We start from the raw sequence: 26,770 nt of genomic DNA, 5'->3' as shown, positions 1-26,770 counted from the left end.
GCGGAGCAAGGGGTTGTGAAAATTCAGTTAATTGCAGTGGGCACAAAAATGCCCGCTTGGGTCACCACAGGATTTGAAGAATATCAACGTCGTTTTCCAAAAGATATGCCTTTTGAGTTAACCGAAATTCCGGCGGGTAAACGAGGCAAAAATGCGGATATTAAGCGTATTTTAGAGCAAGAAGGCAAAGCGATGTTGGCGGCTTGTGGTAAAAATCGCATTGTGAGCTTAGATATTCCCGGCAAACCTTGGACCACTGAACAATTAGCACAGCAACTTGAGATGTGGAAACATGATGGGCGTGATGTGTGTTTATTAATTGGTGGGCCTGAAGGGTTATCACCAGAATGTAAAGCCGCCGCAGAACAAAGTTGGTCGCTTTCTCCGCTGACTTTGCCACACCCTTTAGTGCGTGTGGTGGTGGCGGAAAGTTTGTATCGGGCGTGGTCAGTGACGACAAATCACCCTTATCACCGAGAGTAATATGAATTTAAAAAGATTGCTTTCACAACCACAACAAGAAGTGATTCGTGATAAAAAATCGGAACGCAATTTATTTGTGCGTCGAGCTTTGCTTTCTTTTATTGGCGTGTTGTTGTTGGCTGCGGTGTTAGCCACCAATTTGTATCATTTACAGATCGTAAATTATGACACCTATCAAACCCGTTCCAATGGTAATCGGATCAAATTGTTACCTTTACCGCCAACACGTGGCTTGATTTATGATCGTAATGGAAAACTCTTAGCAGAAAATTTAACCTTCTTTGGTCTTTATATCGTGCCCGAAAAAGTGGCGGATTTAGACCGCACTTTTGCCGCACTGGCTGATATTGTCGGCTTAACAGAAGAAGATATTGATGCCTTTAAAAAAGAACGTCGCCGTTCCTCTCGCTATACGTCTATTTTATTAAAACCTAATCTCACAGAGGAACAAATTGCCCGTTTTTCTGTCAATCAATATCAGTTTGCCAGCCTTGAAGTGAAACCCTATTTTAAACGTCATTATTTATATGGTGAGCCTTTAACTCATATTTTAGGTTATGTGGCGAAGATCAATGATAAAGATGTGGAGCGTTTGAAAAAAGAGGGGAAATACGCCAATTATGCAGGCACACATGATATTGGAAAACTGGGGATTGAGCGTTATTACGAATCGCAATTGCATGGCACCACAGGTTTTGAAGAAGTGGAGATCAATAATCGAGGCAAGGTGATCCGTAAACTGCGTGAACAACCAGCCATTGCGGGGAAAAGCATTCATTTAACCATTGATTTGGAATTGCAACGCTATATTACGGATTTATTAGGGAATCAAAAAGGGGCGGTGGTCGTGCTTGATCCCAAAGACAATAGCATTTTGGCGATGGTATCGACCCCAAGTTATGACAATAACTTATTTGTGGATGGGATCTCAGGTCCAGATTATCGCCGTTTGTTAAATGATCCTAACCGTCCATTATATAGCCGTGTCACGCAAGGGGCTTATCCTCCTGCCTCGACGGTGAAACCTTTTGTGGCAGTAGGGGCTTTACAAGAAGGGGTCATTACTCAGAATCTCACTATTTTTGACCCAGGTTATTGGATCTTACCGAATTCAACCAAACGTTTCCGAGATTGGAAACGCTCAGGACATGGTTACACGGATCTGAACAAAGCCATTGTGGAATCCTCAGATACCTATTTTTATCAAACGGCTTATAACTTAGGGATTGATCGTCTCTCCGATTGGATGAAAAAATTTGGTTTTGGCGTGCCGACAGGCATTGATATTCAAGAAGAAACCGCAGGCATTATGCCAAGTCGTGAATGGAAACAAAAACGCCATAAAAAATCGTGGCTACAAGGGGATACGATTTCCGTCGGCATTGGACAAGGTTATTGGATTGCCACGCCCTTACAAGTGGCAAAAGCCACCAGCGTGTTAGTGAACAATGGGCGAGTCAATACGCCACATTTGATGAAATTTATTGAAGGGCAAACCTTAGAGCCTTATCAAGATCCCCTTTTATATGAAGATATCACAACGCCTAAAAAAGCTTTTTGGGACGCTGCAAAACGAGGCATGTATAACGTGATTAATGCCTCCAATGGTACGGGGCGTAAGGCGTTTGTTGGGGCAAGTTATCGTGCGGCGGGAAAATCAGGCACGGCACAGGTGTTTAGTTTGAAAGAAAATCAAAATTATGATGCCAGTGGCTTAAAGAAAGAATTACATGACCATGCTTGGTTTACCGCCTACGCCCCTTATGATGATCCTAAAATGGTGGTATCTATTATTTTGGAAAATGCAGGCGGTGGTTCAAGTGCGGCAGCCCCAGTGGTTCGTCAGATTATGGATTATTATTTGAACCAACGTTTGCAACGAAATTCTCCATCTGAAGTCATACAAGAAGAGGTCGCAGAATAATGCAAGAAAAAAATATTTGGCTGTCTTTGTGGCGTAAATTGCACATTGATTTATGGCTATTTCTTGGCTTAGTGGTCATTTCTGCTTATGGCTTAGTGGTGTTATATAGCGCATCTGGCGGCAATGAAAATATGTTTCGTAGCCGTGTGATTCAGGTGGGTTTAGGTTTTGTCGTCATGTTAGTGATGGCACAATTTCCACCCAAATTTTATCAACGCATTGCCCCGCTTTTATTTGGCATGGGGATTGTGTTGTTGGTTTTGGTGGATGCAATTGGGATTACAAGTAAAGGTGCACAACGTTGGCTTGATTTGGGTATTTTTCGTTTTCAGCCGTCTGAAATTGTGAAATTAGCCGTGCCATTAATGGTGGCGGTCTATTTAGGGCAACGACATATTCCCCCTAAGTTAAGCCATACGTTTATTGCATTGATTTTAATTTTTGTGCCGACCCTCTTAGTGGCGATTCAACCCGATTTAGGCACTTCAATTTTAGTCAGTGCATCGGGTTTATTTGTTGTCTTTCTTGCAGGAATGAGCTGGTGGCTCATCTTAATCGCGGTAGTCGCATTAGCTGGATTTATTCCAATCATGTGGTTTTATTTGATGCATGATTATCAACGGACGAGGGTATTAACCTTACTTGACCCTGAGAAAGATCCGTTGGGTGCGGGCTATCATATCTTGCAATCAAAAATTGCAATTGGTTCTGGCGGTATGTGGGGAAAAGGCTGGATGGAAGGTACTCAATCTCAGCTTGAGTTTTTACCTGAGCCACATACTGATTTTATTTTTGCAGTGTTAAGTGAAGAATACGGCATGATCGGCTTTATCATTTTAATGGCGATTTACTTATTTATTGTGGCAAGAGGCTTGATGATAGGTGTCAATGCCCAGACCTCATTTGGACGTATTCTCGTTGGTGCAATTACTTTAATTTTCTTCGTTTATGTGTTTGTGAACATTGGTATGGTGAGTGGTATTTTGCCCGTTGTGGGCGTCCCCCTGCCTTTGTTTAGCTATGGTGGCACGTCATTTGTAACGTTAATGGCGGGCTTTGGCTTAATTATGTCAATTCATACACATAAGGAGCATTTTTTAAAGGGAACTAATTAGCATTTTTGATATCTTAATTTATGGTTAAAAAATGACAGTTCTTATGAAAATACAAAAAACATATTTAAAATTGACCGCACTTTTGATGATGCTTTTAGCCACATCAAGCTATGCGGAAACAAAAAGGCTTTATGGTGTGAAAGGCCCTAAATTGGCATATAGTCAGCCAGTTAAGCAATCAGAAACTTATGTGGTAAAAGGCATTACTTATTCCACCACACCACATGATAAAGCCAAAAGCTATTCCCGTGAGGGGATTGCCAGTTTTTATCATAAAAAGTTCAACGGGCGTAAAACCGCCAACGGTGAGATTTATAATGAAAACTTGTATACCTCTGCACATAAAACCTTACCAATGAATTCTTATGCATTGGTGACCAATTTACATAATAATCGTAAGGTGATTGTGAAAATCAACGATCGGGGGCCTTTTGTGAAAGGTCGCATTATTGATTTATCACATGCCGCGGCAGGTGAATTGGGCGTGGTGCATCACGGGTTAAGTAAAGTACGAGTGGAAGCCTTGCATGTCAATAAACAGGGGAAACTCACTGGGGCAGCCACGCACACCTTATCAAAAATTGCTAAAAATGATGAAGCCTTGAACAAATTGGTGTTAGGTTCGCAGGATCATTCACATGGTGAAATGCCTAATTCATCAGGCGATAAAGGCGATGTTCATTATAAATTACGAGCGATGGATATCAGCTCAAAGAAGCAGGCAGAGCGTTTAATTTCGGCATTAAGTCATCATAATGTGCAAGCTGAAATTAAACAAAAAGGGAAGAAATTCGATATCTATTTTGGTCCATTTAAAGAGAAGACCGATGTGGATAACTTAAAAGCTGGGTTAAGAAAATTAAATTATTCCAAACCGGTCATTATGTATTCATTCAGTAATTAACCCCATTCGATTTTAGGATAGACGATGATGTTGAGAAAAATTGTAAAGAAAACGCAAGTGGCGTGGCTCGCCAGTGTCTTTGCGTGGCCATTAAGTTCAGTGGCACAAGATGTAGATTATGGGATTGTTACCCCACAATTGAATGCCCAAACCTATATTTTAATGGATTATAATTCAGGCACGGTATTAGCATCATTAAATCCTGATCAGCGTCAATATCCCGCCTCTCTGACCAAAATGATGACGAGTTATGTGGTGGGCGATGCGTTAAAACAAGGTAAAATTCACCATTCTGATATGGTGACCATTGGGGAAAGTGCATGGGGAAAGAATTTCCCAGGTTCATCAAAAATGTTTTTGAATTTAAATCAGCAAGTATCGGTATCTGATTTAAATCGTGGTGTCATTATTGTGTCGGGTAATGATGCCTCTGTCGCCATTGCTGAACATGTTTCAGGATCGGTGTCGGCTTTTGTGGACGCCATGAATAAATATGCACAGCAGTTTGGGTTAAAAAACACCCACTTCACGACCGTGCATGGTTTAGATGATGAAAACCAATTTTCTTCCGCACGGGATATGGCAATCATCGGTTCGCATTTAATTCGTGATTTGCCAGAAGAATATAAAATTTATGCGGAGAAAGATTTTACCTTTAACAAAATTAAGCAACAAAACCGTAATGGCTTGTTGTGGGACAAAACTTTACAAGTCGATGGCATTAAAACGGGTCATACCGATAAAGCAGGCTATAATCTTGTGGCTTCTGCAACCAATGCGAACAATATGCGTTTGATTTCCGTGGTGATGGGTGTGCCAACCATTAAAGGGCGTGAAGTGGAAAGCAAAAAACTCTTACAGTGGGGATTTGCTAACTTTGAAACCTTTAAAACCCTTGAGGCAGGTAAAGCCATTTCCGAACAGTCTGTTTATTATGGTGATCTCAGCGATGTGGCTCTCGGCGTACTACAAGACAGCTTTATTACGGTGCCCAAAGGGCGTCATGCGGATTTAAAAGCACGCTATGAATTAGATGTGAAATATTTACAAGCCCCTTTAGCCAAAGGTCAAGTTGTGGGGAAAGTGGTGTATCAATTAGAGGGTAAAGATGTTGCCAAAGTCGACTTGCAAGTCATGCAAGAGGTGCAAGAAGGCGGCATGTTTAGCAAAGCATGGGACTGGTTGGTGCTTACGGTAAAAAGCTTACTTGATTAAATAAAAATCGACCGCATATTGTCGAACAATAGATAAAATGTAATGACCGCACTTTTGCTGAGTGGTGAAAGTGCGGTTCCTATTTAGTTAATTTTAGGAAAAGACAATGACAGACAAAATGATCAAACTCAATGACATACCACAAGCAAAATTAAAAGATCTTTTAGCGTTCCCTTGCTCATTTACCTTTAAAGTGGTGGGGGCAAACCGAAGCGATTTGATGGATGATGTGGTTGTGGTGGTGCAAAAATATGCGAAGGGTGATTACAATCCTCGTCAGCAAATCAGTAGCAAAGGAACCTATAATTCCGTGTCTATTGATATTGTGGCAGAGCATATCGAACAAGTGGAAACCCTTTATGTGGAATTAGCCAAAATTGATGGCGTCAGAATGGTGTTATAAGGCAATATGACTATACAAACAACCCTTGTTGTTCGTCAGCTTGGCGTGCAAGAGTATCACACTGTTTGGCATCAAATGCAGCAGTTTACAGATGAGCGTGATGCAGAAACACAAGATGAAATCTGGTTAGTGCAACACCCAAGTGTTTTCACACAAGGGCAAGCAGGAAAAGCCGAACATTTATTACAACAGACAGCCATTCCTGTGGTGCAATCGGATCGGGGTGGACAAATTACCTATCATGGCTTAGGGCAACAGGTGATGTATGTGTTAATTGATATTAAACGTCAAAAAGCCTTAGGTCGTGATTTAAATGTACGTCATCTGGTGACGGCACTTGAGCAAGCGGTGGTGAATACATTGGCGGATTATGGTATTCAGGCTTACCCGAAAGCCGATGCTCCAGGCGTGTATATTGATGAGAAGAAAATTTGTTCACTCGGTTTGCGTATTCGCAAAGGCTGTTCATTTCATGGGCTTGCATTCAATATTAATATGGATTTATCGCCTTTTCATTTTATTAACCCTTGTGGTTATGCGGGCTTGGAAATGTGTCAATTGGCAGATTTTATTGATCCCGAACAGGCAAGTTGTGATCAGGTTTCCCCAAAATTAGTTGCACACTTTGCCCAATTATTAGGATATAATGTAACAAATTTTTAACATTTCCGAAATTTGTTGAAAACAGACCGCACTTTTCGAGATAGTCATTAGTATTTAAGGAACCAACATGGGTACACCTTTTAAAATGGAGCGTGGTGTTAAGTATCGTGATGCTGCTAAGACGTCCATCATTCCTGTCAAAAATATCGATCCCAATCAGGAGCTCTTAAAGAAGCCTGAATGGATGAAAATCAAACTACCAGCGAATTCCGCTAAAATTGATAGCATCAAAAATGGCATGCGTCGTCATGGGTTGCACTCGGTGTGTGAAGAAGCCTCTTGCCCAAATTTACATGAGTGTTTTAACCATGGTACTGCAACCTTTATGATTTTAGGGGCAATTTGTACTCGCCGTTGCCCATTTTGTGATGTTGCACATGGTAAGCCATTACCGCCTGATCCTGAAGAACCACGTAAATTGGCAGAAACTATTCAAGATATGAAATTGCGTTATGTGGTGATCACCTCGGTGGATCGTGATGATTTACCTGATCGTGGAGCAGGGCATTTTGCCGAATGTGTTAAAGAAATTCGTAAATTGAATCCAGAGATTAAGATTGAAATTTTGGTACCCGATTTCCGTGGGCGTATCGAGCAAGCCTTGGATAAGTTAAAAGACAATCCACCTGATGTGTTCAATCACAACTTAGAAAATGTTCCACGTTTATACCGTGAGATTCGCCCAGGTGCAGATTATCAATGGTCATTAAAATTGCTTAAAGATTTTAAAGCCATGTTTCCACATATTCCAACAAAATCAGGTTTAATGGTGGGCTTAGGTGAAACCAATGACGAAATTTTACAAGTGATGCAAGATCTTCGTGCTCACGGGGTCACCATGTTGACATTAGGGCAGTATTTACAACCAAGCCGCCATCACTTACCTGTGGCACGCTATGTCCCACCGACTGAATTTGATGAATTCCGTGATAAAGCACAGGCGATGGGCTTTGAGCATGCAGCTTGTGGGCCGTTCGTGCGTTCTTCTTATCATGCGGATTTACAAGCGAAAGGTGAAATCGTGAAATAAGCAGATGCTGCTTTCTGGTTGTTATTTGCCTTTTGATGGGTTAGCGATGTGGGGAGATGATGTCATAAACTCGTGAAAAAATGACCGCACTTTAAGCAGAGAAGGGCAGTAATGAGGAAAAAGAAAAAATGGAAAGGTTAAACGCCTTTCCATTTTTTATATTAGTGTTTCAACGGGTACGCTCGATTTAAATCATATTTAAATAACACGAGAGCCATGCCGATTAATAAAATGTCTTTGAAAACAAAGCCATTAAAACCTAATTGAGGCAGTAAGCTGACGGTCACTAAGGCGGTGACGAACACTAAGGCACTTCCGATTAAACCGTATTTAGGTTTGAATATGCCGATGATTAAGGCAAGATAGGCAATGCTTTCTACCACGCCGAGTAAATAGCTGGTGTAATGGAAGCCAAAAAGGTCGTATAAAAAGTGAAGCCAACTGTTGGAAATAAGGGGTTTTAGCACTTCCACTTCAAAGTCAAACCATTTGGTGTTGCCAAATACAGCAAATAAGATAATTACGCTCAGGCGTAAAATGTGCATATCTAGGTTAGATTGTTGGAATTTCACTCTCCATGTATTCATTTTTTCTCTCCATCTTTTTTGTGTCGTTTGATATATAGGGTTAGACGTGACGAATAAACAAGGCTTACAGGGAATAACGTGGGGATTGCCTATTGTTTTCATTGTCATAATCTTTCTTTTATCGCAGTAACGCCATAAAAAAACACCTGAATGTGTTGTTTTCAGGTGTTTGTGTGGTGAAGATTATGTGAGATTTACCATAGGAAGCCAGCACCTACCCCCATGGTGGTGGAGCCGTTGCTATAACCTGTGTTGAGTTTAAAAATGACTTTTCCATTATCCGACACACGTGATAGCCCCACTGCAACGGCTTGTTCACCTTGGAAGGAGCCGCCCGCAATGGAGAACAAGCTTTTGCCTGGAATATAGGCGGCAGGTAAGCTAGCAGTTGCTACGGCAGATGCCACCCCACTTCGCATTTCTTGTTTAATTTTGCCTGTGATCACATACAGATTTTTTACATTCCCCGCCAAATTATCAATTTTTTGGCTGTTGTGTAGGATGTGTTGGTTCGTTTGGTAAAGTTGGCTACCATTTACAGCATCCGTAGAGGTGGCACTGACCACACCAGGGGCAACATGTTGAATCTGACGTTCATCCCCTTGGCGACCGACCGATAATACTTTGGTATTCGGCCCCATTTGTCCTGCTACTGGGGTATGAGTACGGAATCCGTAAGATTCTTGTTTCGACGGGCGTGGTACATTGGCTTGGTTGGCAATTGCCCCTTCCCCAATGGCAACACTGCCAGCACTTTCTGCTTTTGCCCCTTGACCAATACTAATTGCTTTATTACCTTCTGCTTTCGCACTGGATCCTATGGCGATAGCATCTTGTCCTTTGGCAAGTGCACTTTCCCCTTGTGCGTTCACTTTGGCATATTTTGTGCCTGTGTGATGAAGGTGCAGGATCGCATCCACCATATTATTCGGTGGGGTAGCGGTACCATCCGTCCCTGTCATATCTGCAAAGGTGCTCGGTTTTAACTGTTGTTTACCTGCTTGAATGTCAAGGTGGTTTTCACCGATCACCTTACCCAACGCCGCCAATTGATCGCCATTCACCGCTTGCTGACTTCCAACGGAAATATCACCATGAGCAAGATTGGCAAGGACAACCCCTTGCTGCGTGGAGCCATCAATATCTCTTAAAGAAAGTCTTGGATTTTCTACCGCACTTGCTCCTGTTTTTGGTTGACCTGCCACCACATCTTCTGCACGGTAATAGCGATCCCCCACTTTGATGAGACGTTTACCTGCCTGATCGGTATATACCATTGGACCAATTTCGCCATTTTCTACCTGATCATAAAGCTGTTTCACCGCCCCTTCAGTGGCTGCACGACCTGCATTATCGCCTACCCCAAATTGGGCGGTGTTGTCTTTCGACATGGTTCGATTGGCAAGCCCTGTTAATTTGCCACCGTCTTCGTCTTGGCTTAATTGAAGAGGATGATTTTCGCCATGATGAGAAGGCGTCAGTGTAATGCTCTTGCCATCAAGAATAAGATTGGATGGCGAGCTTTTATCCGTTAAAACAAGTTTTTCTAACCCTTTGATTTCTTTGGCTAAGCCCACTTGTACAGTAGTTTTTCCTTGTGCATCTTGAGACACTTGGGTCAGAATATTTTTCGCACTGGCTTGAATCTGTTCGCCGTCAATTTCGCCGGTAAAGGTCTCTTTCGCACCGAGAATATCCACTTGGTGACCCAATTTATGGGTAACCTTGCCCCCCGTATTCGCCCCCACTTGAATCCCTGATGCCACTAAGGCATCGGTGGTGGCTTTGAGATCTGCCACATTCACAGCATGATGTTGATGAGCTTGTAGTTGTTCTGCGGTGAGTTGGTGAGCAGGAATTAACTGATTGTGTGGATCTTTTGCCAAGCCGTTGCCAATGTTACCTAATACGACAGGGTTGGTTGTGGTACCGTCCGCATTTTTTACGCTGAGGTGAGTCGGTTTGTCCACCGCCGTCGCATTTGCTTTCGGCGTGCCATTTTCCATGTCCTTCGCATAATAATATTTATCATTGACTTTCACCAAAGGTTCACCCTGTGCATCAGTATAGACAACAGGACCCGATTCCCCTTGTTTCAGCTTGTTAATTTCATCATTGGATTGTCCAAGCTGATTGGATAATTCCTTCACCGCCCCTTCGGTGGCAGCACGCCCAAGGTTATCACCTGTGCCATAATCTGTGTTTGCCGTTGTGCGGTTTTCTAAGCCTGTGATCGTCCCACCGTTTTTATCACCGACAATTTTGAGGGTATTAGCCGTGGTCGGATTGTCTTGTGGTGTAATGCTGAACCCATTTTTATCGAGTTTCACCGTGCTTTGCTTATCGCCTTGATTAAAGGTGAGGCTATCTAACGCCTGAATATCTTTTTTCAACCGCACATTGATGTTATTACCCTCCACTTGGGTTTCAATATTGTCTTTGCCCACAATATCAAAACGATTATTGGTTTTGGTGATATCCAATTTCTTGGTGCCATCGCCCACTTCAAAGGTCGCAATGGCATTATCTGCCGTGGATTTGACTTTGGTTAATGCATCATCTAAGGCGGTTAAAGCACTGCCTACGGTGGTGTGATGGGTTTTCGTGGTTTCGCCCGCATTTAAACTAAAGGTCGGTTTGCTCACCCCCCCTGTATTCGGATCAATGTTGGCACCGAGCAGTTCTGCCAATGGATTCAGTTGTGATCGGTTGACCGCATCTTTCTCTTGAATACCATTGTTCACCCCTGATATCACACGATCATTCAGGTTCACTTTCTCATCTAAGGTGATGCGGGCTTTATCTTTACCTGCAGATAATACCGCCGTCCCAGTATCGGTTAAGGCTAATTGGGCTTTATTTTCCCCCAAACTGATGGTGGCATTGTTGTCTAAGGTGGCAGAGGCTTTATCTTTCCCTGCACTGAGCGTGGCTTGGTTGTCTTTTACTTTCACGGAGGCTTGTGTGTCATTGCCCGCTTGCAAAGTGCCTTCATTGTCTTTTAACTCAAGGTTGGCTTTATTGTCCCCAGCACTGATTTTGGCGTTGTCGGTAAAGGTGGCTGAAGCCTTGTCTTTCCCGCCACTGATCATCGCCTGAGCAGGTGTTAGTTCAAGGGTTGGCTGATCTTCACCTGCCTGTAATTTAGTGCTGTTTTCATTAAAGAGGAGACTGCCTTTATTCGTGCCACCATGAATCGCACTCATGTCATTGAGCGTCGTATTCACATCCACCTTAACGACACCATTATCTTCAACAAGTGCGGTAGAATTTTTCCCATTTTTGAAATGAAGCCCTGTTTTGAGGCTCACAGTTTTGGTTTCGCCCTCATTGGCTCGATAACTTAATAATGCCGTATCAGCAATATTAGTAATGGCATGATCCAAGGCACTTAACGCACTGCTAACATTATGGTGGGTGGTGGGTGTGGTTTTGCCTGCATTGAGTGAGTATGTTGGTGCCGTCAATGTTCCATCATTATTGAGTTTACTTTCGCCGCCTAAGGTCGTGATGAGATCCTTAAATTGTTTGGCATTGATAGCATCATTGTCAGCGGTGCCGTTGGCAACATGACTGATTTTAACAGGATCGGTGCCATTTGCTCCCGACACTTTCAGTGTGCCGTTGTCGACGGATAAATTGACCTGTTGACCCGTATTGCCTAATTTGATGCTGTCAAATTCAGGTGCGTTGGCAAACAACAATTCAACGCCAGCCTCTGTCACATTGGTACGTAGGTTTTTATTTGATGCCAAAGCGTTGTTATCTAACCCAGCATAGAATTTTATGGTGGTATTGAGTGTGCGAGTGGTATTGCCTTGGTTCCCAGCAAAAGTCAGGGGTAAATTTAATGCGGTGCTGACAGCCTCTAATGCCGAAGTCACATTATCATAAGTGCTTGCCGTGCCGTTGGGTTGCGTAATGCTAAATGCGGTATCAACCACTTTTCCATTCGCATCGATTTTAGATCTGCCCCCCAATACCTTGGCTAAACTGTCTACACTGCCGTGTAATTGTTTACCAGTGATGACATCCGTACTGCTAGCAGAAATGGCACCATCGGTTAAGCCTGTAAGCTTGCCTGAAATAGCAATGTTGCCATTATTGAAGGTGAGCGATGCTTTATCTGCTTCACCCGCATTAATGGAGGTAATGCCAGTTAAGGTGCTGTTTAAATGAAATTTCACTACGCCTTGTTCATCAACTTCTGCACGAGTATTGGTGCCGTTGGTAAAATCAAGTCCGTCAGAAAGCTTAATGGTTTTTTTCTCTGTTGCATTATTGGCACGATAAGACAACTCGGTATTTTTAGCGACAGTAGCACTATCAATACCGATGGTGATGGTTTGATCTTTTATTGCAATGGTTGTGCCGTTTTCACCCACGACTTTTAATTTTTGTTTCTTTAAATTGATATTTGTCGCGTCTGTCGTACCATCGGTTGTTAAGCTTAAATGTGCATCCTCTAACGCATTATCTAACGCCGTGAGTGCCTCACTGACATTGGTGTAATTTTTTGTGTTATGACCTGCCTCTGCCCCAGTTTTTAACGCATAAGTTGGGGCAGTAATATTGCCATCTTCACCTAAGGTCGCACCGCCACCTAATAAATTGATTGCCTCACGCAGTTGTTTGGCGTTCACGGCATCAGCATCTTTGCCACCCTTGGCAACTTCGGTTAATTTTTTATTGCCGAGGCTTAGCCCATGCTCATTGGCGGTGAGGGTGGTTTGTTTATCCGCATGAGCAGGAGCACCCACCACAAGGCTTGTGGCATTGACTTGCGTAAAGGTCACATTATCTGCTGTGGCAAAGGTGATATTGTGTTTATCCTGTTTGACGATCAGATTCTTGCCTGATTTCAAGGTTAAGGTATTGCCTGCCTGAATGGGCTGCTCCGTTTTGCCTTCTTGGTCGGTCACGGCTCCCGTTTCCTGACCAATGGTGACGTTAAAGGCACTGTTATTTAAAGCCGTAGTGATGTCTTCTGCCGTCGGCAATTTATTCTCATCACCAACATTGACACTGTAGCTGCCATTCGCCTGTTTGTTTAATGTGGCTTTTTGAATATCCACTTTGAGGGTGTTAATCCCATCATGATTATTCCCTGTTATTTTGATCGCATCAGATCCTGTAAATTTCACAGTATCTGTATTTCTTACCGCACTTTCAAAGACTTCGGTTGTCCCTTCTTTGGTATCAGCGGCAACAAGCCAACCCAATTTTTTCAGATCCTCCACGGCAACCGCATTTTTAGCAATATCCACACCATTTTCACCCTCTAATTTTGCTAACCCTTGTTTAGTAGGATCACTGGTGATACCACTTGACAACTGGCGAATGGTATTATTTGCCATATCCAACCCTGACTTGGTTAGGGTTGGACCGCCTGTAATCTTAACGCCAGTGCTGTCAATCTTGGTTTTATCACCATTTTTTGACAAGGTAATTTCTTCAAGAGTAATTCCCTTCATTAAGCTCACGGTAACATTGCGACCATCAACTTTAGTTTCAATATTGTTTTGTCCCACAATACTAAGATTGGCATTTTGTTTATTTAAGGTGACTTTGTCAGATTGCTCAGTAATTTGATCACTTGGTGTTGCAAAGACGTTCAACTCACTGATCGCATTGGTCGCCGTATTTTTAACCTCACTTAATGCTGTGTCTAAGGCGTTTAATGCACCACCTACGGTATTGTGTGTGGTTGCCGTCTCATTGCCTGATTTCAATGCATAAGAAGGGGCAGTGATGGCACCGTCTGAGCCTACCGTGGCATTCAGTGCATTGGCAAGTGGTTGCAGTTGATCATAGGTCACCACATCGCCATTTTTAGATCCTTTTGTCACATTGGAAAGGGGTTTATTGCCGAAATCAAAACCATTATTGGAAATGGATAAGGTTGAACCATCATTAGAAATAGAAGCAATTCCTGTTAAAGTGCTGTTTAAATGAAATGTCACCACGCCATTGTCATCAACAGTCGCATGAGTGTTGGTGCCATTGGTGAAATTAAAGCCATCAGAAAGCTTCGTGTGTTTTTGATTATTGCCATTGGCTTTATACGCAATTGTTTTATTGGTGAGATCGCTCTGCAGTTTATGTAGCTGTCCTGTGGTTGCGGCGGCAGTTCCATTTTCCGCTAAGTCAACAGCTTTAAGGTTTTCAATGCTCGTATTGCCTGCATTGATCCCCGTTTTACGAATAGACGGGGCGTTGGTATTATCACCAAATTTTAACCCTTCATCATTTAACACTACGCTATCATTACCATTAGTGAGAGTTAAACCATCTTTGGTTAATGTGGCTTTATCTGTATTGTTCCCAAAGGTCGCACTGGTTAAATCCGCAATGTCTTTTGCCAATTTTACGGTGATATTTGCACCCTCAATCTCGGTTTGGATATTATCAGCCCCGATAATATTGAAACGGTTTTGTGTTTGATTTAAGGTGATTAATGTATTGTTATCATTGGCTTTTGTTCCAATCTTAATGTCTTGAACGGCATTGTTTCCTTTGTCAATTTTGGCTTTTGTTGTATCTGCTAATTTAAATGAGACTTTGCCATTTTCTGCGTTGGTAACAATGTCTGCATTGCCTTCAAACTTAACCCTTTCAGACAGTTTATTTTCACCTTCGCCACTATCACCCGAATATTTCAATTTCACTTCTTCTGAAATTTGCGTGGTATTCACGGAAATGTTGAAATGCTTTTTGCCGTTAGTTTCTTCTTCATTGATAACAATAGTGTTATTAGCCGCAGAAACCGTTGTTGCTAATCTTTTGGCGGTCTCATCGGCAATCTTTTTAGCATCTGCAATATTGGCTGCATTGGTGTCTAGATCGCCACCACTGCCAAGATTACTAATGGATTTCTCACCGGCATTGATGCCATCTTGGTTAATTACAATTGAATTTGTGCCATCAGTTGGAATGCGGATTGAATTTGCTTGAACATCTTTAAATGTTGGCGAATCTTTAAACCCAATCAATAAATTCCCTGCCCCATCAATGGTGGTGGCAAGGTTGTTGGCACTGTAAAGGGCGTTGAGAGTGTTTCCTGTGTTATCAAACGATCCTGCTTTGATCGTAATATTGCCACCGAGTTTTGTTGCATGGGTTTGATTGCCTTTACCCGCTTTAAAGGTAATCACACCGTTTTGAAGTGCGGTAATATTTTGCGAAATTTTGTCAACATTCTCTTTAGTTTCGTATTTTGCTTCAGCCTCATCTTTGCTTAAGGCATTATCGATCTTTTGTTTGGTGTCATTTTCAATGGTAATTTGGATCTTATCGCCCACGGTGAGGGTAGAAAGCCCGTTCACGCCCTCAAAGCTCACGGTCTCGCCCAATTTTTTGCTGAGATTAGTGCCTGATTGGGCTGCAAATGTGAGTGGTTTTTCTTGTAACACAAATAATTGTTGTCCTGTTACCGCATCGGTGCTAGATGCATCTATTGTGGCATTGGCAAGTCCTGTTAATTTTTTGCTATTTAATGAAAGATCGTGACTAAAGGTTAATTTGGCATTGCCCGTTTGCCCTTCAATGGAGGTGATATTGCTCAATGTGCTATTGAGACTAAATTTCACCACACCGTCTCTGTCCACTTCCGCTTTGGTATTATCGCCATTGCTAAAATTAAAGCCTTGTGCAAAGGTGGTGTTGTGATCGCCTATTGCGTTCGCTTTGTAGGCTATTGTTTGTTGATCTAGTGAACGTCTGATTTTGGTATCCACACCTGTTTTGGTTTCATAGTTTGCTTCAGCATCCACTTTACTTAAGGCATTCTCAATCTTACTTTTTGTATCAGCTGTTAATTTGACCTTGATTTTGCTGTCCGTCACCGCCGTTTCAATGCCATTTTCCCCTTCAATGGCTACAGATTCCCCTAATTTTTTCGATAGGGAACCGTTATTTTGTGTGGTAAATGTCAGTGGTTTATTCTCAAGGGCAGTGATTTTACCGTCAAGAGCCGTTTTGATATTACTAACATTGCTTTGTGTTTCATAAGTGGCTGCGGCTTTTTCCTCGCTTAAGGACTTATCTGCTTTTGCTAGCTTATTTTTGACATCATCAGCCAATTTAAAGCTCACACCTGACTCGGTGGATTTTGTTTCAATCTCATTGGTTGTACCTTTAAATACCACGGTTTCAGACAAGGCTTTTGTTTTATCTCCACCTGTGTCACCTTGATATTTAAATTTCACATCTTGAGCTACCTTTGTCATATTGACTGACAGGTTATATTCTTTTTTATCGTTATCTCCACCTGTTACTGTTATAGAGTGATCATCCGATTTTACTGTGGTGACAAAATGCTTAGCTTTTGCTTCCGCAATACGTGTGGCATCGCCAATATTGGCGGCATTGCTGTCAATTGAGCCACCACTGCCAACATGCGTGATTGCCTTATTGCCTGCGTTAATGCCATCCCGAGTGATTTGAATCTGATCTGATCCCCCCACGGGAATAGAGAGCGAGCTGGCGTTTATATTGTCAAAGGTTGGGGATGCTTTAAAACCAATTAATAAATTGCCTGCTCCATCAATGGTGGTAGCAAGGTTGCTAGCACTGTACAAGGCGTTAGTGGTGTTATCTATCGCACCGTTATTATTAAAGGAACCTGCTTTGATGGTGATATTCCCACCTAATTTCGTACTGTGGTTATTTGATCCTTTTTCTGCATAAAAGGTGATTTTGCCATCTTCAAGTGCGGTCACTTTTGCGGAAATTTTGCTGACATTTTCTTTGGTTGCGTAGGTTGTTTGTGCCTCTTGTTGACTTAGGGCGTTGTCGATTTTGTTTTTGGTGTCAGCGGTCAGTTTAATTTTAATTTTGTTATCTGAACTAACTAAGGTTTCAACCGTTTCTTCTCCCTCAATTGCCAAGGATTCACCTAATTTTTTTGATAGTCGTCCACTATTTTGCGTGGTGAAATTTAAGGTTTTTTCTTGCAATGCATGCAATTGTTTACCCGTCACTGCCTCGGTGCTAGTGGCATTGACACTGCCGTCCACCAAGCCTGTTAATTTTTTATTATTCAAGGTGAGACTATCTGCCTCAAAGTTTAATTTGGCTTGATTAGCATCCCCCCCAATAGACGTGATGCCAGTCAATGTTTGATTAAGATGGAATTTCACCACTCCATTGGTAGCGACTTCGGCACGGGTGTTATTGCCATTGGTAAAGTCAAAGCCTTGTGCGAAAGTGGTGTTTTGTCCATTTGCGGCGTTGGCTTTGTAAGCAATCTTTTGGGAAGCCAATGCACTTGAGATATTGGCTTTTACATTCTCTTTGGTTTCATAAGTGGCTGCTGCACTGTCCTTATCTAACGCATTATCAATTTTGTTTTTGGTGTTGGTATCCAGCTTGATTTTGATGGTGCCATTGTCCACAGCGGTGGTAATGCCGTTTTCACCGTTCAGTGTCAGCGTTTCACCTAATTTTTTCGAGGTAGAGCCACTCTGTGTGGTGAAATTCAGGGATTTATTGCCCAGTTCAGTAATTTTACCTTCTAAATCATTTTTGAGATTGCTCACATTCACCTTGGTTTCATAGGTATTTTGAGCATCCGTTCGACTCAATGCATTTTCGGCCTTATCCAGTTTCGTTTTCACTTCTTGAGCCAAACTGAAAGTTACCCCTTCAGCCGTTGACGTAGTGTTAATTTCATTATTAGTGCCTTGAAATGAAACCGTCTCAGATAGGGCTTTTTCCTTGCTTCCTCCTGTATCGCCACTGTATTTAAACTTCACCCCTTCGGCAACTTTGCTCATATTGACAGATAAGTTGTACTCTTTTTGTTCTCCCTGACCGCCAGTAATGCTAATGGAGTGATCTGTGGATTTTACTGTCGTCGCCAGTCTTTTGGCTTCTTCTTTAGCAATGCGTGTGGCATCGCCAATATTGGCGGCATGATTAACGTTATTACCACCTGTTCCTACATTCGTAATGGCTTTACCCGAAAGATCTAGTCCTGATGCACCGAGCGTAATTTTATTATTTCTGCCACCATTTGTTGGAATACTGAGGCTCGTGAATTCAGGGCTATCTACTGTTTTGATTGTAATGTTTGCCCCTGATTGGGTGATATTGATATTTTTGCCTTCACTAAATTTCAAGATGTCGCCATTTTTGACCGCAATTGCTGTATTGGTGTTAGCTTGTACTTTAAAACCCGCATTATTCACCGCTTTTACCACATCGGCGGTGAGGGCAACGCCTGCTGTTCCTGTTGATGTGACGGGCGTTGAGGCAGTATCTGAAGTAATATTTTGGGTGACAACATTAAATTTAATGGTGGTGTCTGATGTGCCAGTCACTTCTGCGGTGGTAAAACTGCCATGAGTGAAGTTCACCGTATTGTCATTATTTACACGTGATTTTGCCGAACCATTTTCTAAAATATTAAAACCAGTATATTTGGCAACAGCATAAAGTTGGCTACCATTAATGGCATCAGTAGAATCCGCACTCACTTGACCAGCCGCCACATGGTGAATTTGACGCTCTTTCCCTGCTTGACCAATGGAAAGACTGCCAGATTCTGTTTTTGCCACACCAGCAAAAGTTTTATCTTGTGATGTATTTGAATGGGTTTTAAAAGAAAGTTTATTGTGATGAGTTAAATGAACATCACCTGTCTTGGAATTTGCCCCCAAAGCAATGGCATTCTTATGTGTAGCATTGGCACTGGCACCAAGTGCGACAGCATGATTGGCATTTGTTGAGGCGTTAGGGCCTGCGGCAATGGCATCGGTGCCATTAGCTTGGGCGGTAGCATTAGGGTAATTTTTGTTTTGGCTTTGGGTAGAATTTACATGGAAATAGGTTTGCACGCGATCTTGCAAGCCTTTGGCAATGCTGTACAGTTGAGAGCCGTTAATGGCATCGGTGGAATCTGACGAAATTTTCCCCGGTGCCACATTTTTAATTTGTCGTTTGATATTAGCGTTACCAATTGATAAAAGATAGCTAGAATCGGTGACTTGTCCTGTTGAATTATCATAGCTGACACCATTAACGGTAATATTGCCTTCTTGAGTGGCAGCTTGGTTGGTGATGGAATTCATACCTAACGCAATAGAATAGCCAAAGGTGGCATTGGCATTTGGACCAATGGATACGGCATTAATGGCAGCTTTGGAATCTTTTCCTAAGGCAATAGCATCTACACCAGCGGCATAAGCTCTAGAACCTATTGCAATACTATTGAGGGAATTTGTAAAGGTGTTTAAACCTAATGCAATGCTAGCTTCGCCAGCAGCAGTCGCATGGGTACCAATGGCAATTTGATCTGATGATGCTGCTATTGCACTGCCCCAAGTCATGGCGTTTCGTCCAAGAACAATATTTCTTTGACCGGCAGAGGTCGTATTTGAACCAATAACAATATTGTTAGATGAATGGGCGTGTGAATAGTTACTACTTTTATTATTAGCATTCGCCAATCTCGTTGTTTTAACAGTCGCTAATTTGCCAATTAAAATATTCCCTTTGTCAACATTACCAGCATTCTCAGAGGTGGCATTCGTTTCAATATATACACTTGATAACCCAACATCCCGAACACTTTGGGCAGCATACACTGCCTCAGTGTAACAGGTGGCACCGATTAACAAAGTGAATAAATGGCATGTCGGTTTAAGGGTTGAGGTGAGGGAAGAAGGCGTCTGCCGAGTGGATTTTGTTTTTCCTCGTGCCAATTCAGAAACAACAATAAACTGATTTAACACCTGACTAAATTTCACTTTGTAAATGCGGTTCATGCGAGCTACCTTTCAAGAATCAATAAGTATAAAATTGTGTTATGTAAAATTTTTATAGAAGAATCAATATGATGTGCTTTTATATTTACAAGGGCATATCTAGCTAATTATTATACAAAAGTAAGGATAAAGTAAAGTCATGTAAAAATACTTAAAGTTGTTTTTTAGTCTTCATTTCAAAAATCTGATGAAAGTGAAATAAACAAAAAGCATCAAAATAAAAAGGGAGAAGCTGAGCGGGAAATGAATGGTGGTGGAGTTGAAGCATGACATAATGCCATGATACGAGAGGCAATTTTTGCAAAACGCAATGAGGTTTAACGCCACAAACAGCATGACTAGGGCAATGTTGTTATATGAAAAAAAGAAATGAATAAGAAAAAATGATGGATGGGTAAATGGCACGCCCTATTGGATTCGAACCAATGACCTACGGCTTAGAAGGCCGTTGCTCTATCCAGCTGAGCTAAGGGCGCATTTCAAATGGATATCGATAAAAAAGAAGTGGTCGGCGAGATAGGATTTGAACCTACGACCCACTGGTCCCAAACCAGTTGCGCTACCAAGCTGCGCTACTCGCCGAAGAATGTGTAGCATTATAGTTTTCTTTTAATTACAGTCAATTAATTTTTTCTACTTTTCGTGCAATCGCTTAAAATTATCTCAATTTTGCTTACATTGGCGGGGATTTTCTGCCACAATAGCAAACGTTTTCGTTCACTTACTTAAAGGATAAATTCATGACTGCACAAGTTATTTCAGGTACAGAATTATCAAAACAAATTAAATCTGAAGTTGCTCAAAAAATTGAACACTATACCCAACAGGGAAAACGTGCCCCGGGACTTGCGGTAATTTTGGTGGGTGCCGATCCTGCATCACAGGTATATGTCGGCAGTAAACGTAAAAGTTGTGCGGAAATTGGGATTCAGTCTAAATCTTTTGATTTGCCTGAAACCACACAAGAAGCAGAATTATTGGCATTGATTGCGGAATTAAATGCGGATGCGGAGGTAGATGGTATTTTAGTCCAGTTACCTTTGCCGAAACACATTGATAGCACCAAAGTGATTGAAGCCATTTCGCCAGAAAAAGACGTTGACGGCTTTCACCCTTACAATGTGGGGCGTTTATGTCAGCGTATTCCAACCTTGCGTGCTTGCACCCCTTATGGTGTGATGAAATTGTTAGAATGTACAAATATTGATTTGTATGGCAAGCATGCGGTCATTGTGGGGGCATCAAATATTGTGGGTCGTCCAATGGCGTTGGAACTTTTATTAGGGGGGTGTACGGTAACGGTTACACATCGTTTTACGAAAGATTTAGCCCATCATGTTCGTCAGGCGGATATTTTAGTGGTGGCGGTGGGCAAACCGAAATTTATTCCTGGTGAATGGATTAAAGAAGGTGCCGTGGTGATTGATGTGGGGATTAACCGTATTGAGGGGAAATTGGTTGGCGATGTGGAATATGATGTGGCAGTGCAACGAGCCAGTTATATCACGCCTGTACCTGGTGGTGTAGGCCCAATGACGGTGGCAATGCTTATGTTTAATACATTATCCGCTTATGAAAAATCCTTTTTAGTTTAATATGTTATAAGGATTTCGGTCAAATACAGTGAAGTGCGGTGAAATTTTTTTAAAATTCACCGCACTTTTCCTTGTTAAAAAGGTGGTTTTTCTGTTGATTTTTTGATCATATTGGTTTAAATTTAAACCATTAAAGGTTCCACTCAGGTCAAATTATGCAAGCCACCGATTGTCCTTCCAAACAAAATAAAAAAATAGCTATTGCACTCTCGGGTGGTGGTATTCGTGCAATGGTGTTTCATCTTGGTGTATTAACCTATCTTGCCGAACAACAACGTCTTGAAGACGTCACGCACATTTCCACAGTGTCGGGTGGAAGTTTGTTGATGGGCTTGATTTTTCAATATGCTGGTATGAAATGGCCGACTTCTCAGCAATTTCTTCATTTTGTCCGTCCCCGAATTAAGCATATATTATGTGAAAAGAGCATCATGTTAGGCTCATTAAAGCAGTTGCTTAATCCGCTGAATCTCCAATATGCCTTTTCTCGAGCACATCTTTTAGCGAAAGCCATTAAATCAGAATGGCAAATTCAGTCTGGTTTACAAACCTTGCCTGATGTGCCTGAATGGAGCATCAATGGCACGGTGGGGGAAACGGGCAAGCGTTTTCGTTTCAAAAAACAGGATTTCGGGGATTATGAGTCTGGTTACAGTAAAACAGTAGACTGTGATTTTCCATTATGTGATGCCATGGCAATGTCAGCGGCGTTTCCTGTTGGTATTGGTCCACTGTCGATGGAAACCCAAGGGTTCACTTGGTATAAACGTAAATGGAATGAGCCTGTTGAAATGGCAAAACCGATCCTGTTAAAGCACAAAACGTTGCATCTTTATGATGGTGGGGTTTATGACAATTTAGGTTTAGAACCGTTTTTTGATATTGCTAAACAAGAAAAGAAAGAAAAATTGAGTGAAGAGACGATCTTGATCGTTTCCGATGCCAGTTCCCCCCTTGATGAACGTGTGCCAAGCTTATATAAATTAGCCACAAGATTTATTCATATTATTGACATTATTTATAATCAAAACCGTGCACTGCGTGTACGGAGTTTAATTTCTTACTTACGCAAACAAAAAGGCAGAGGGGTTTATTTGCCGATTAAGACAAAAATCCCTGAGTCAAATGGCATAGATGATTTTGCCATGCAGTTTCCTACCAGTTTACAAAAACTCACCGAAGAAGAATTCGATAAGCTTTACCGCCATGGTTATCACGTTTGTCGTCAGTACTATTTCTTTATTTCGGACAAGTCGTACACAGATATTTTCTGATTTCCCCCTATTGTTAGTCGGACACTAACAATTCGCATTACCTCATCATGGAATGATTGTTTTCGCTGTATTGTGCATTACACATAAATAACTTATTGATTTCTTTATCATAGATACAGATAAAAGAGACGATTATCGTTTTACCTCGAAAAAGGAGAAACCATATGACAACCAAGCCGATAAGTATCGTAGGTGCTGATGTTCATATCAGTAATTTGTTAAAGGAGAAGGCTGATATTTCAACCACTAGACAACTTGCTGAGGCAACCCGCACCTTGAAAGATCGCCGAGAACTTGCAAATAAAACAGGGATTTCCCCTGCCCTTATTACGAGTTTGGCGGTACAAGCTGAGTTATTAAGAATAAAAAATATGTCGCCCCAAAATGCTTTTGATTTGATGAATGCGGGGATTTATAGCATAGAAGACTTAAAGAAACGCACTCCTAAAGAGATAGTTAATAGGGTAAAAGCACAAAATGAGATGACCGCCCTCAACGAAGAGACGATTATAAAAATAATAGGTGACAGATTCAGCAAACTTCCTAATTTTGAGGATTCTCATATTCGTCGAGAATTAGTCGCAAGCGAAAGTAAAGCACCAAGCATGTATGCCAATTTATCAGAGATGATTGCGGAGTTAGGGAGGGGCATTGGGGAGGCTCAGCGTGCTTTAGATCAAAGTGCCATTGAGGTGCAAAATCAGATTTTAGCTGACGACCGTTTATATTCAATGGGATTACAAGCCACGTGGTACACCATGCCAGAAGCCGAATTTACGTTGAAAATGGATTATGTGGTCACAGAGGAAAAAAACAGTGCAGGCAAGCCACTAGGACATAACATCAAAGTGGTTCCCGACAATGCCACTTATAGCAATTATTTTAAATCAGAACGGCGAGAATCAAGCAGTGTTCGCTTACGTTTTTTACCTATCCCGATGGAAAATCGCATGCTTGATCGCATTTACATGCCCGATCTAAGTGTTTGTAAACAGGTCGATGAGATCATCAGGATGCTAAAAGAAAATGGCATTCAGGCGTATCGTTTACTACCCGAAGAAGCAATGGATTGGGGTGATACTCCTATTCAATTGGTTTCTCAGGTGCCTGAAGCCCATACCTTAATGTTAATCGGTGCCAAAATGCCAGAAATAACTGTGTCTCGTCAGGCGTAGTTTAGCGATTTGACGAAAATTTGCATAAGGAGAATACGATGAGTGACTTCAAAAAAGACTATGCTGCGACGCTTATCTCAAAAATGGGGAAACGTGCATCAAGAGACGAATTAGATCTTTTAAAAGGCTTAGAAGAAAAAGAAAAAAAATATGATTTGCAAGCCTCGGAATTGCTGAAAGCAAGAGAGGCACTCGACAGCCATTCGGTGACGTTAAAACGTGTAGAAAATGAGCTGAGCGAGAAAAAAAATTTGCTTCTCAAAATGGAACGAGATGCACAACAAAAAGAACAAGACTTGAAGGTGTTAAAGCAGAATCTCGATGGGCGAGAAAAATTGCTAGCCACAAGAGATAACGAAATTCATGCCCTCAAAGCCAAGCTGATTGAGAGTGAGAAAATACTGGGTTTACGAGATAAATCAATCAATGAGCTTCAAGGTCGTCTGGCAGAAAAAGAAAAGGTGGTATCACAGCATCGCAGCGATTTGGTGACGTTAAAACGTGTAGAAAATGAGCTGAGCGAGAAAAAAAACGTGCTTCTCAACATGGAACGAGACATGCGGCAAAAAGAACAAGACTTGCAGGCATTAAAGCAGAATCTCGATGGGCGAGAAAAATTGCTAGCCACTCGAGATAACGAAATTCATGCCCTCAAAGCCAAACTGATTGATAGTGAGAAAATACTGGGTTTGCGAGATAAATCAATCAATGAGCTTCAAGATCGTCTGGCAGAGAAAGAAAAGGTGGTATTACAGCATCATGATGAAATCAATAGTATTCGCGATGCATTAGTTCAGAAAGAACGAGTTTTGGCGGACACCAGAGTTTCATTAGAGCTAGAACGCTTAACGAATAGCGAACAACTTGAAGCCTTTAAAAAACAAATTAAGGGTTATCACGATATGGAATCACAACTTGGTGTGTTAAAAGAAAAAGTGAAAACCTCATACGGCATACAAGATGTGTCTGAGTATCTCAACCAAGTGATAAGCGAGTTCAATGAAAGTACCGCTTCTGATAACGAACATGCGAAATACGTTATCAATAACATGGATGTGGATCTTAAGGTCAGAGTGTATGGTGATGAAAAAAACGATCTTCGTTTTACTAGTCCAGATGTCACAGAAAATACGAAAGAGAGTTTAAGCAGCATCAAAATCTCTATTAAAGCAATCCCTAATTAATTAGGTATCCCGTTCTTATAAGGAGGACATTATGGCACACAATATTGGTCAAGAACTCTTGAATGTTCCATTTGGTGATATGGTGGTGCAACTTGCTTCTGCTATTGCAGAGGGGCAATACAAGATGGATTTAGTAAGTGTTGAAATTGCGAAAAAAATGGGTCAGGAAGAAGTGGCATTACCATCACTCAAGCCTAATGGTGGTCCTGTGCAGGTAACCTTACTCGGTGCTGGTTTTCAACCTACTTTCTACCAATTTACCGATTCCATTATTGAAGTGAAAATCGCCATTACCATGGTTAGCTCTAAAGAGGCATCAATTGCAGCAAAAGCTAAAGTGGGGTGGGCATGTTTCTCAGCATCGGTCAATGCTTCTTATTCCAGTAAATATTCTTATTCCGTGGAAGGTTCGAGTTTACTCAGAACCAAAATTACGCCGTTGCCACCAAATGAGTTTTTGCGTAGTTACCTTGAACGCTATGCCGAAGGGAAACAACAAAAATTAAAAGATGAAGTGAAAGAAGAAAAGGAACCAAAAAGTTAATAGGAAACAACATAAACTGAGTGAAAGTTAAAAAACAAACTCATCTTTCTTACGCATAGATCAGTTTGAATCACATACAGAGTGTTAGCTTTCACTGCAATATCATCAACTAAGGAGGATATACATGACTCAAAATGTAGGAAAAGAACTTCTCAATGTGCCTTTTCCTGAGCTAGTATTGAAGTTAGGTTCAGCCATTGCAGAAGCACAATACAAAATGGATTTAGAGTCCATTGAAATTATGAAAATCATGGGGCAGGATAATATGGTCACCATTCCAACGCCTACTTTTCAGGGGAATGATGGTTTAGAAAAACATGCCATCACTACCTCAATGATTGGGGCGGGCTTTCAGCCGACCTTTTATCAGTTTGCTGAAAGCATTATTGAAGTGAAAATGACCATCTCCATGACAGAAGAAAAAGAGTCGGTGAAAGAAGGTAAAGAGCCGCAGTATGCGTATTGGTCACCATTTATTTATTACTCATTAGGCCGTAATCGTTATATTCGACGCCGAGTGCTTTATTCCACACCGATGGATGCGAAATACACCAACAAATATTCCTACCATCAAGAAGGGGAAAGCACCTTGCGAACAAGATTGGTGCCTGTGCCACCGAATACCATCATACAACGTTTTATTGATTTAAAAGCGATGGAAATGGAAAAAAAACTGGCACCTTTGAATGAGGCAGAAAGTGGCACGCATACCGCAATGGGGGCTAATTTAGGTCAAGGGGGGAACGTAAGTGATTCGATTCCAATAGGTAATGAAAAACCAAAAAAACCGATTCCACCAAGCAACCAAGCTCCACCAGACAAGCAGTCCAACGGGTAAATAAAGTGCGGTGTGTTTTAAAAAATTTTCGCACTACAACTTCGCTGAAAGCGAGTGTGACCTTGCGA

The 26,770-nt window shown here is 41.7% G+C and carries 16 protein-coding genes and 2 tRNA genes; 14 read left to right on the top strand and 4 right to left on the bottom strand.

What is annotated here, in order from left to right; genetic code table 11:
* Positions 1-15 precede the first annotated feature (15 nt).
* From rlmH to lipA, 8 genes are all read left to right on the top strand, one after another.
* Positions 16-483, top strand: coding sequence for a 23S rRNA (pseudouridine(1915)-N(3))-methyltransferase RlmH (rlmH, locus tag ACPEEM_RS08555; RefSeq protein WP_424404916.1), 468 nt, complete (start codon positions 16-18; stop codon positions 481-483).
* A 1-nt stretch (position 484) separates the two neighbouring features.
* A complete protein-coding gene (gene mrdA, locus ACPEEM_RS08550) occupies positions 485-2,407 on the top strand; it encodes a penicillin-binding protein 2 (RefSeq protein WP_424401735.1) in 1,923 nt (640 codons plus the stop codon).
* Complete coding sequence (rodA, locus tag ACPEEM_RS08545; protein WP_424401734.1) at positions 2,407-3,522, top strand: rod shape-determining protein RodA; 1,116 nt, start codon at positions 2,407-2,409, stop codon at positions 3,520-3,522. Before mrdA ends, rodA begins: the two co-directional genes overlap by 1 nt.
* Before the next feature lie 43 nt (positions 3,523-3,565).
* Positions 3,566-4,426 (top strand): septal ring lytic transglycosylase RlpA family protein, encoded by an 861-nt coding sequence (locus tag ACPEEM_RS08540; RefSeq protein WP_424406683.1) that lies wholly within the window; start codon positions 3,566-3,568, stop codon positions 4,424-4,426.
* A gap of 27 nt (positions 4,427-4,453) precedes the next feature.
* The gene (locus tag ACPEEM_RS08535; protein ID WP_424404087.1) at positions 4,454-5,641 is read left to right on the top strand and encodes a serine hydrolase; all 1,188 of its coding nucleotides are present in this window, start codon (positions 4,454-4,456) and stop codon (positions 5,639-5,641) included.
* Between the two features lie 106 nt (positions 5,642-5,747).
* Positions 5,748-6,044 carry a DUF493 family protein YbeD gene (ybeD, locus tag ACPEEM_RS08530; RefSeq protein WP_424401732.1) on the top strand — a complete coding sequence of 99 codons (297 nt, stop codon included), beginning with the start codon at positions 5,748-5,750 and terminating at the stop codon, positions 6,042-6,044.
* A gap of 6 nt (positions 6,045-6,050) precedes the next feature.
* The gene (gene lipB, locus ACPEEM_RS08525; RefSeq protein WP_424401731.1) at positions 6,051-6,707 is read left to right on the top strand and encodes a lipoyl(octanoyl) transferase LipB; all 657 of its coding nucleotides are present in this window, start codon (positions 6,051-6,053) and stop codon (positions 6,705-6,707) included.
* A gap of 67 nt (positions 6,708-6,774) precedes the next feature.
* Complete coding sequence (gene lipA, locus ACPEEM_RS08520; RefSeq protein ID WP_424401730.1) at positions 6,775-7,737, top strand: lipoyl synthase; 963 nt, start codon at positions 6,775-6,777, stop codon at positions 7,735-7,737.
* Positions 7,738-7,898: 161 nt separating this feature from the next.
* On the opposite strand, the gene ACPEEM_RS08515 is transcribed toward lipA, so the two are convergent.
* From ACPEEM_RS08515 to ACPEEM_RS08500, 4 genes are all read right to left on the bottom strand, one after another.
* Positions 7,899-8,324 (bottom strand): DUF417 family protein, encoded by a 426-nt coding sequence (locus ACPEEM_RS08515; RefSeq protein WP_424406681.1) that lies wholly within the window; start codon positions 8,322-8,324, stop codon positions 7,899-7,901.
* A gap of 194 nt (positions 8,325-8,518) precedes the next feature.
* On the bottom strand, positions 8,519-20,092 hold the full coding sequence (locus ACPEEM_RS08510) for a YadA-like family protein (protein ID WP_424406679.1): 11,574 nt from the start codon (positions 20,090-20,092) through the stop codon (positions 8,519-8,521).
* Between the two features lie 399 nt (positions 20,093-20,491).
* Positions 20,492-20,568 (bottom strand) — tRNA-Arg (locus ACPEEM_RS08505).
* Positions 20,569-20,597: 29 nt separating this feature from the next.
* A tRNA-Pro gene (locus ACPEEM_RS08500) sits at positions 20,598-20,674 on the bottom strand.
* 158 nt (positions 20,675-20,832) lie between these two features.
* Here ACPEEM_RS08500 and folD point away from each other — a divergent pair.
* The 6 genes from folD to ACPEEM_RS08470 all read left to right on the top strand — a co-directional run bounded on the left by folD (position 20,833) and on the right by ACPEEM_RS08470 (position 26,702).
* The gene (gene folD / locus ACPEEM_RS08495) at positions 20,833-21,687 is read left to right on the top strand and encodes a bifunctional methylenetetrahydrofolate dehydrogenase/methenyltetrahydrofolate cyclohydrolase FolD (protein WP_424406677.1); all 855 of its coding nucleotides are present in this window, start codon (positions 20,833-20,835) and stop codon (positions 21,685-21,687) included.
* Between the two features lie 155 nt (positions 21,688-21,842).
* Positions 21,843-22,961, top strand: a complete 1,119-nt coding sequence (locus tag ACPEEM_RS08490; RefSeq protein ID WP_424406675.1) for a patatin-like phospholipase family protein — start codon at positions 21,843-21,845, stop codon at positions 22,959-22,961.
* 164 nt (positions 22,962-23,125) lie between these two features.
* Positions 23,126-24,136, top strand: coding sequence for a DUF4332 domain-containing protein (locus ACPEEM_RS08485; protein WP_424401725.1), 1,011 nt, complete (start codon positions 23,126-23,128; stop codon positions 24,134-24,136).
* A gap of 38 nt (positions 24,137-24,174) precedes the next feature.
* Positions 24,175-25,320 carry a hypothetical protein gene (locus tag ACPEEM_RS08480; RefSeq protein WP_424406673.1) on the top strand — a complete coding sequence of 382 codons (1,146 nt, stop codon included), beginning with the start codon at positions 24,175-24,177 and terminating at the stop codon, positions 25,318-25,320.
* 31 nt (positions 25,321-25,351) lie between these two features.
* Complete coding sequence (locus tag ACPEEM_RS08475) at positions 25,352-25,864, top strand: hypothetical protein (RefSeq protein ID WP_424406671.1); 513 nt, start codon at positions 25,352-25,354, stop codon at positions 25,862-25,864.
* A gap of 124 nt (positions 25,865-25,988) precedes the next feature.
* Entirely contained in the window at positions 25,989-26,702 is a 714-nt protein-coding gene (locus ACPEEM_RS08470; RefSeq protein WP_424401722.1) for a hypothetical protein, read from the top strand.
* Positions 26,703-26,770 lie beyond the last annotated feature (68 nt).

Source organism: Pasteurella pantherarum (assembly GCF_049670885.1).
In the GTDB taxonomy this organism is placed as follows: Bacteria; Pseudomonadota; Gammaproteobacteria; order Enterobacterales; family Pasteurellaceae; genus Pasteurella.
The sequence above is the reverse complement of the archived record's forward strand: the minus strand, read 5'-3'. Positions and strand labels throughout refer to the sequence as shown.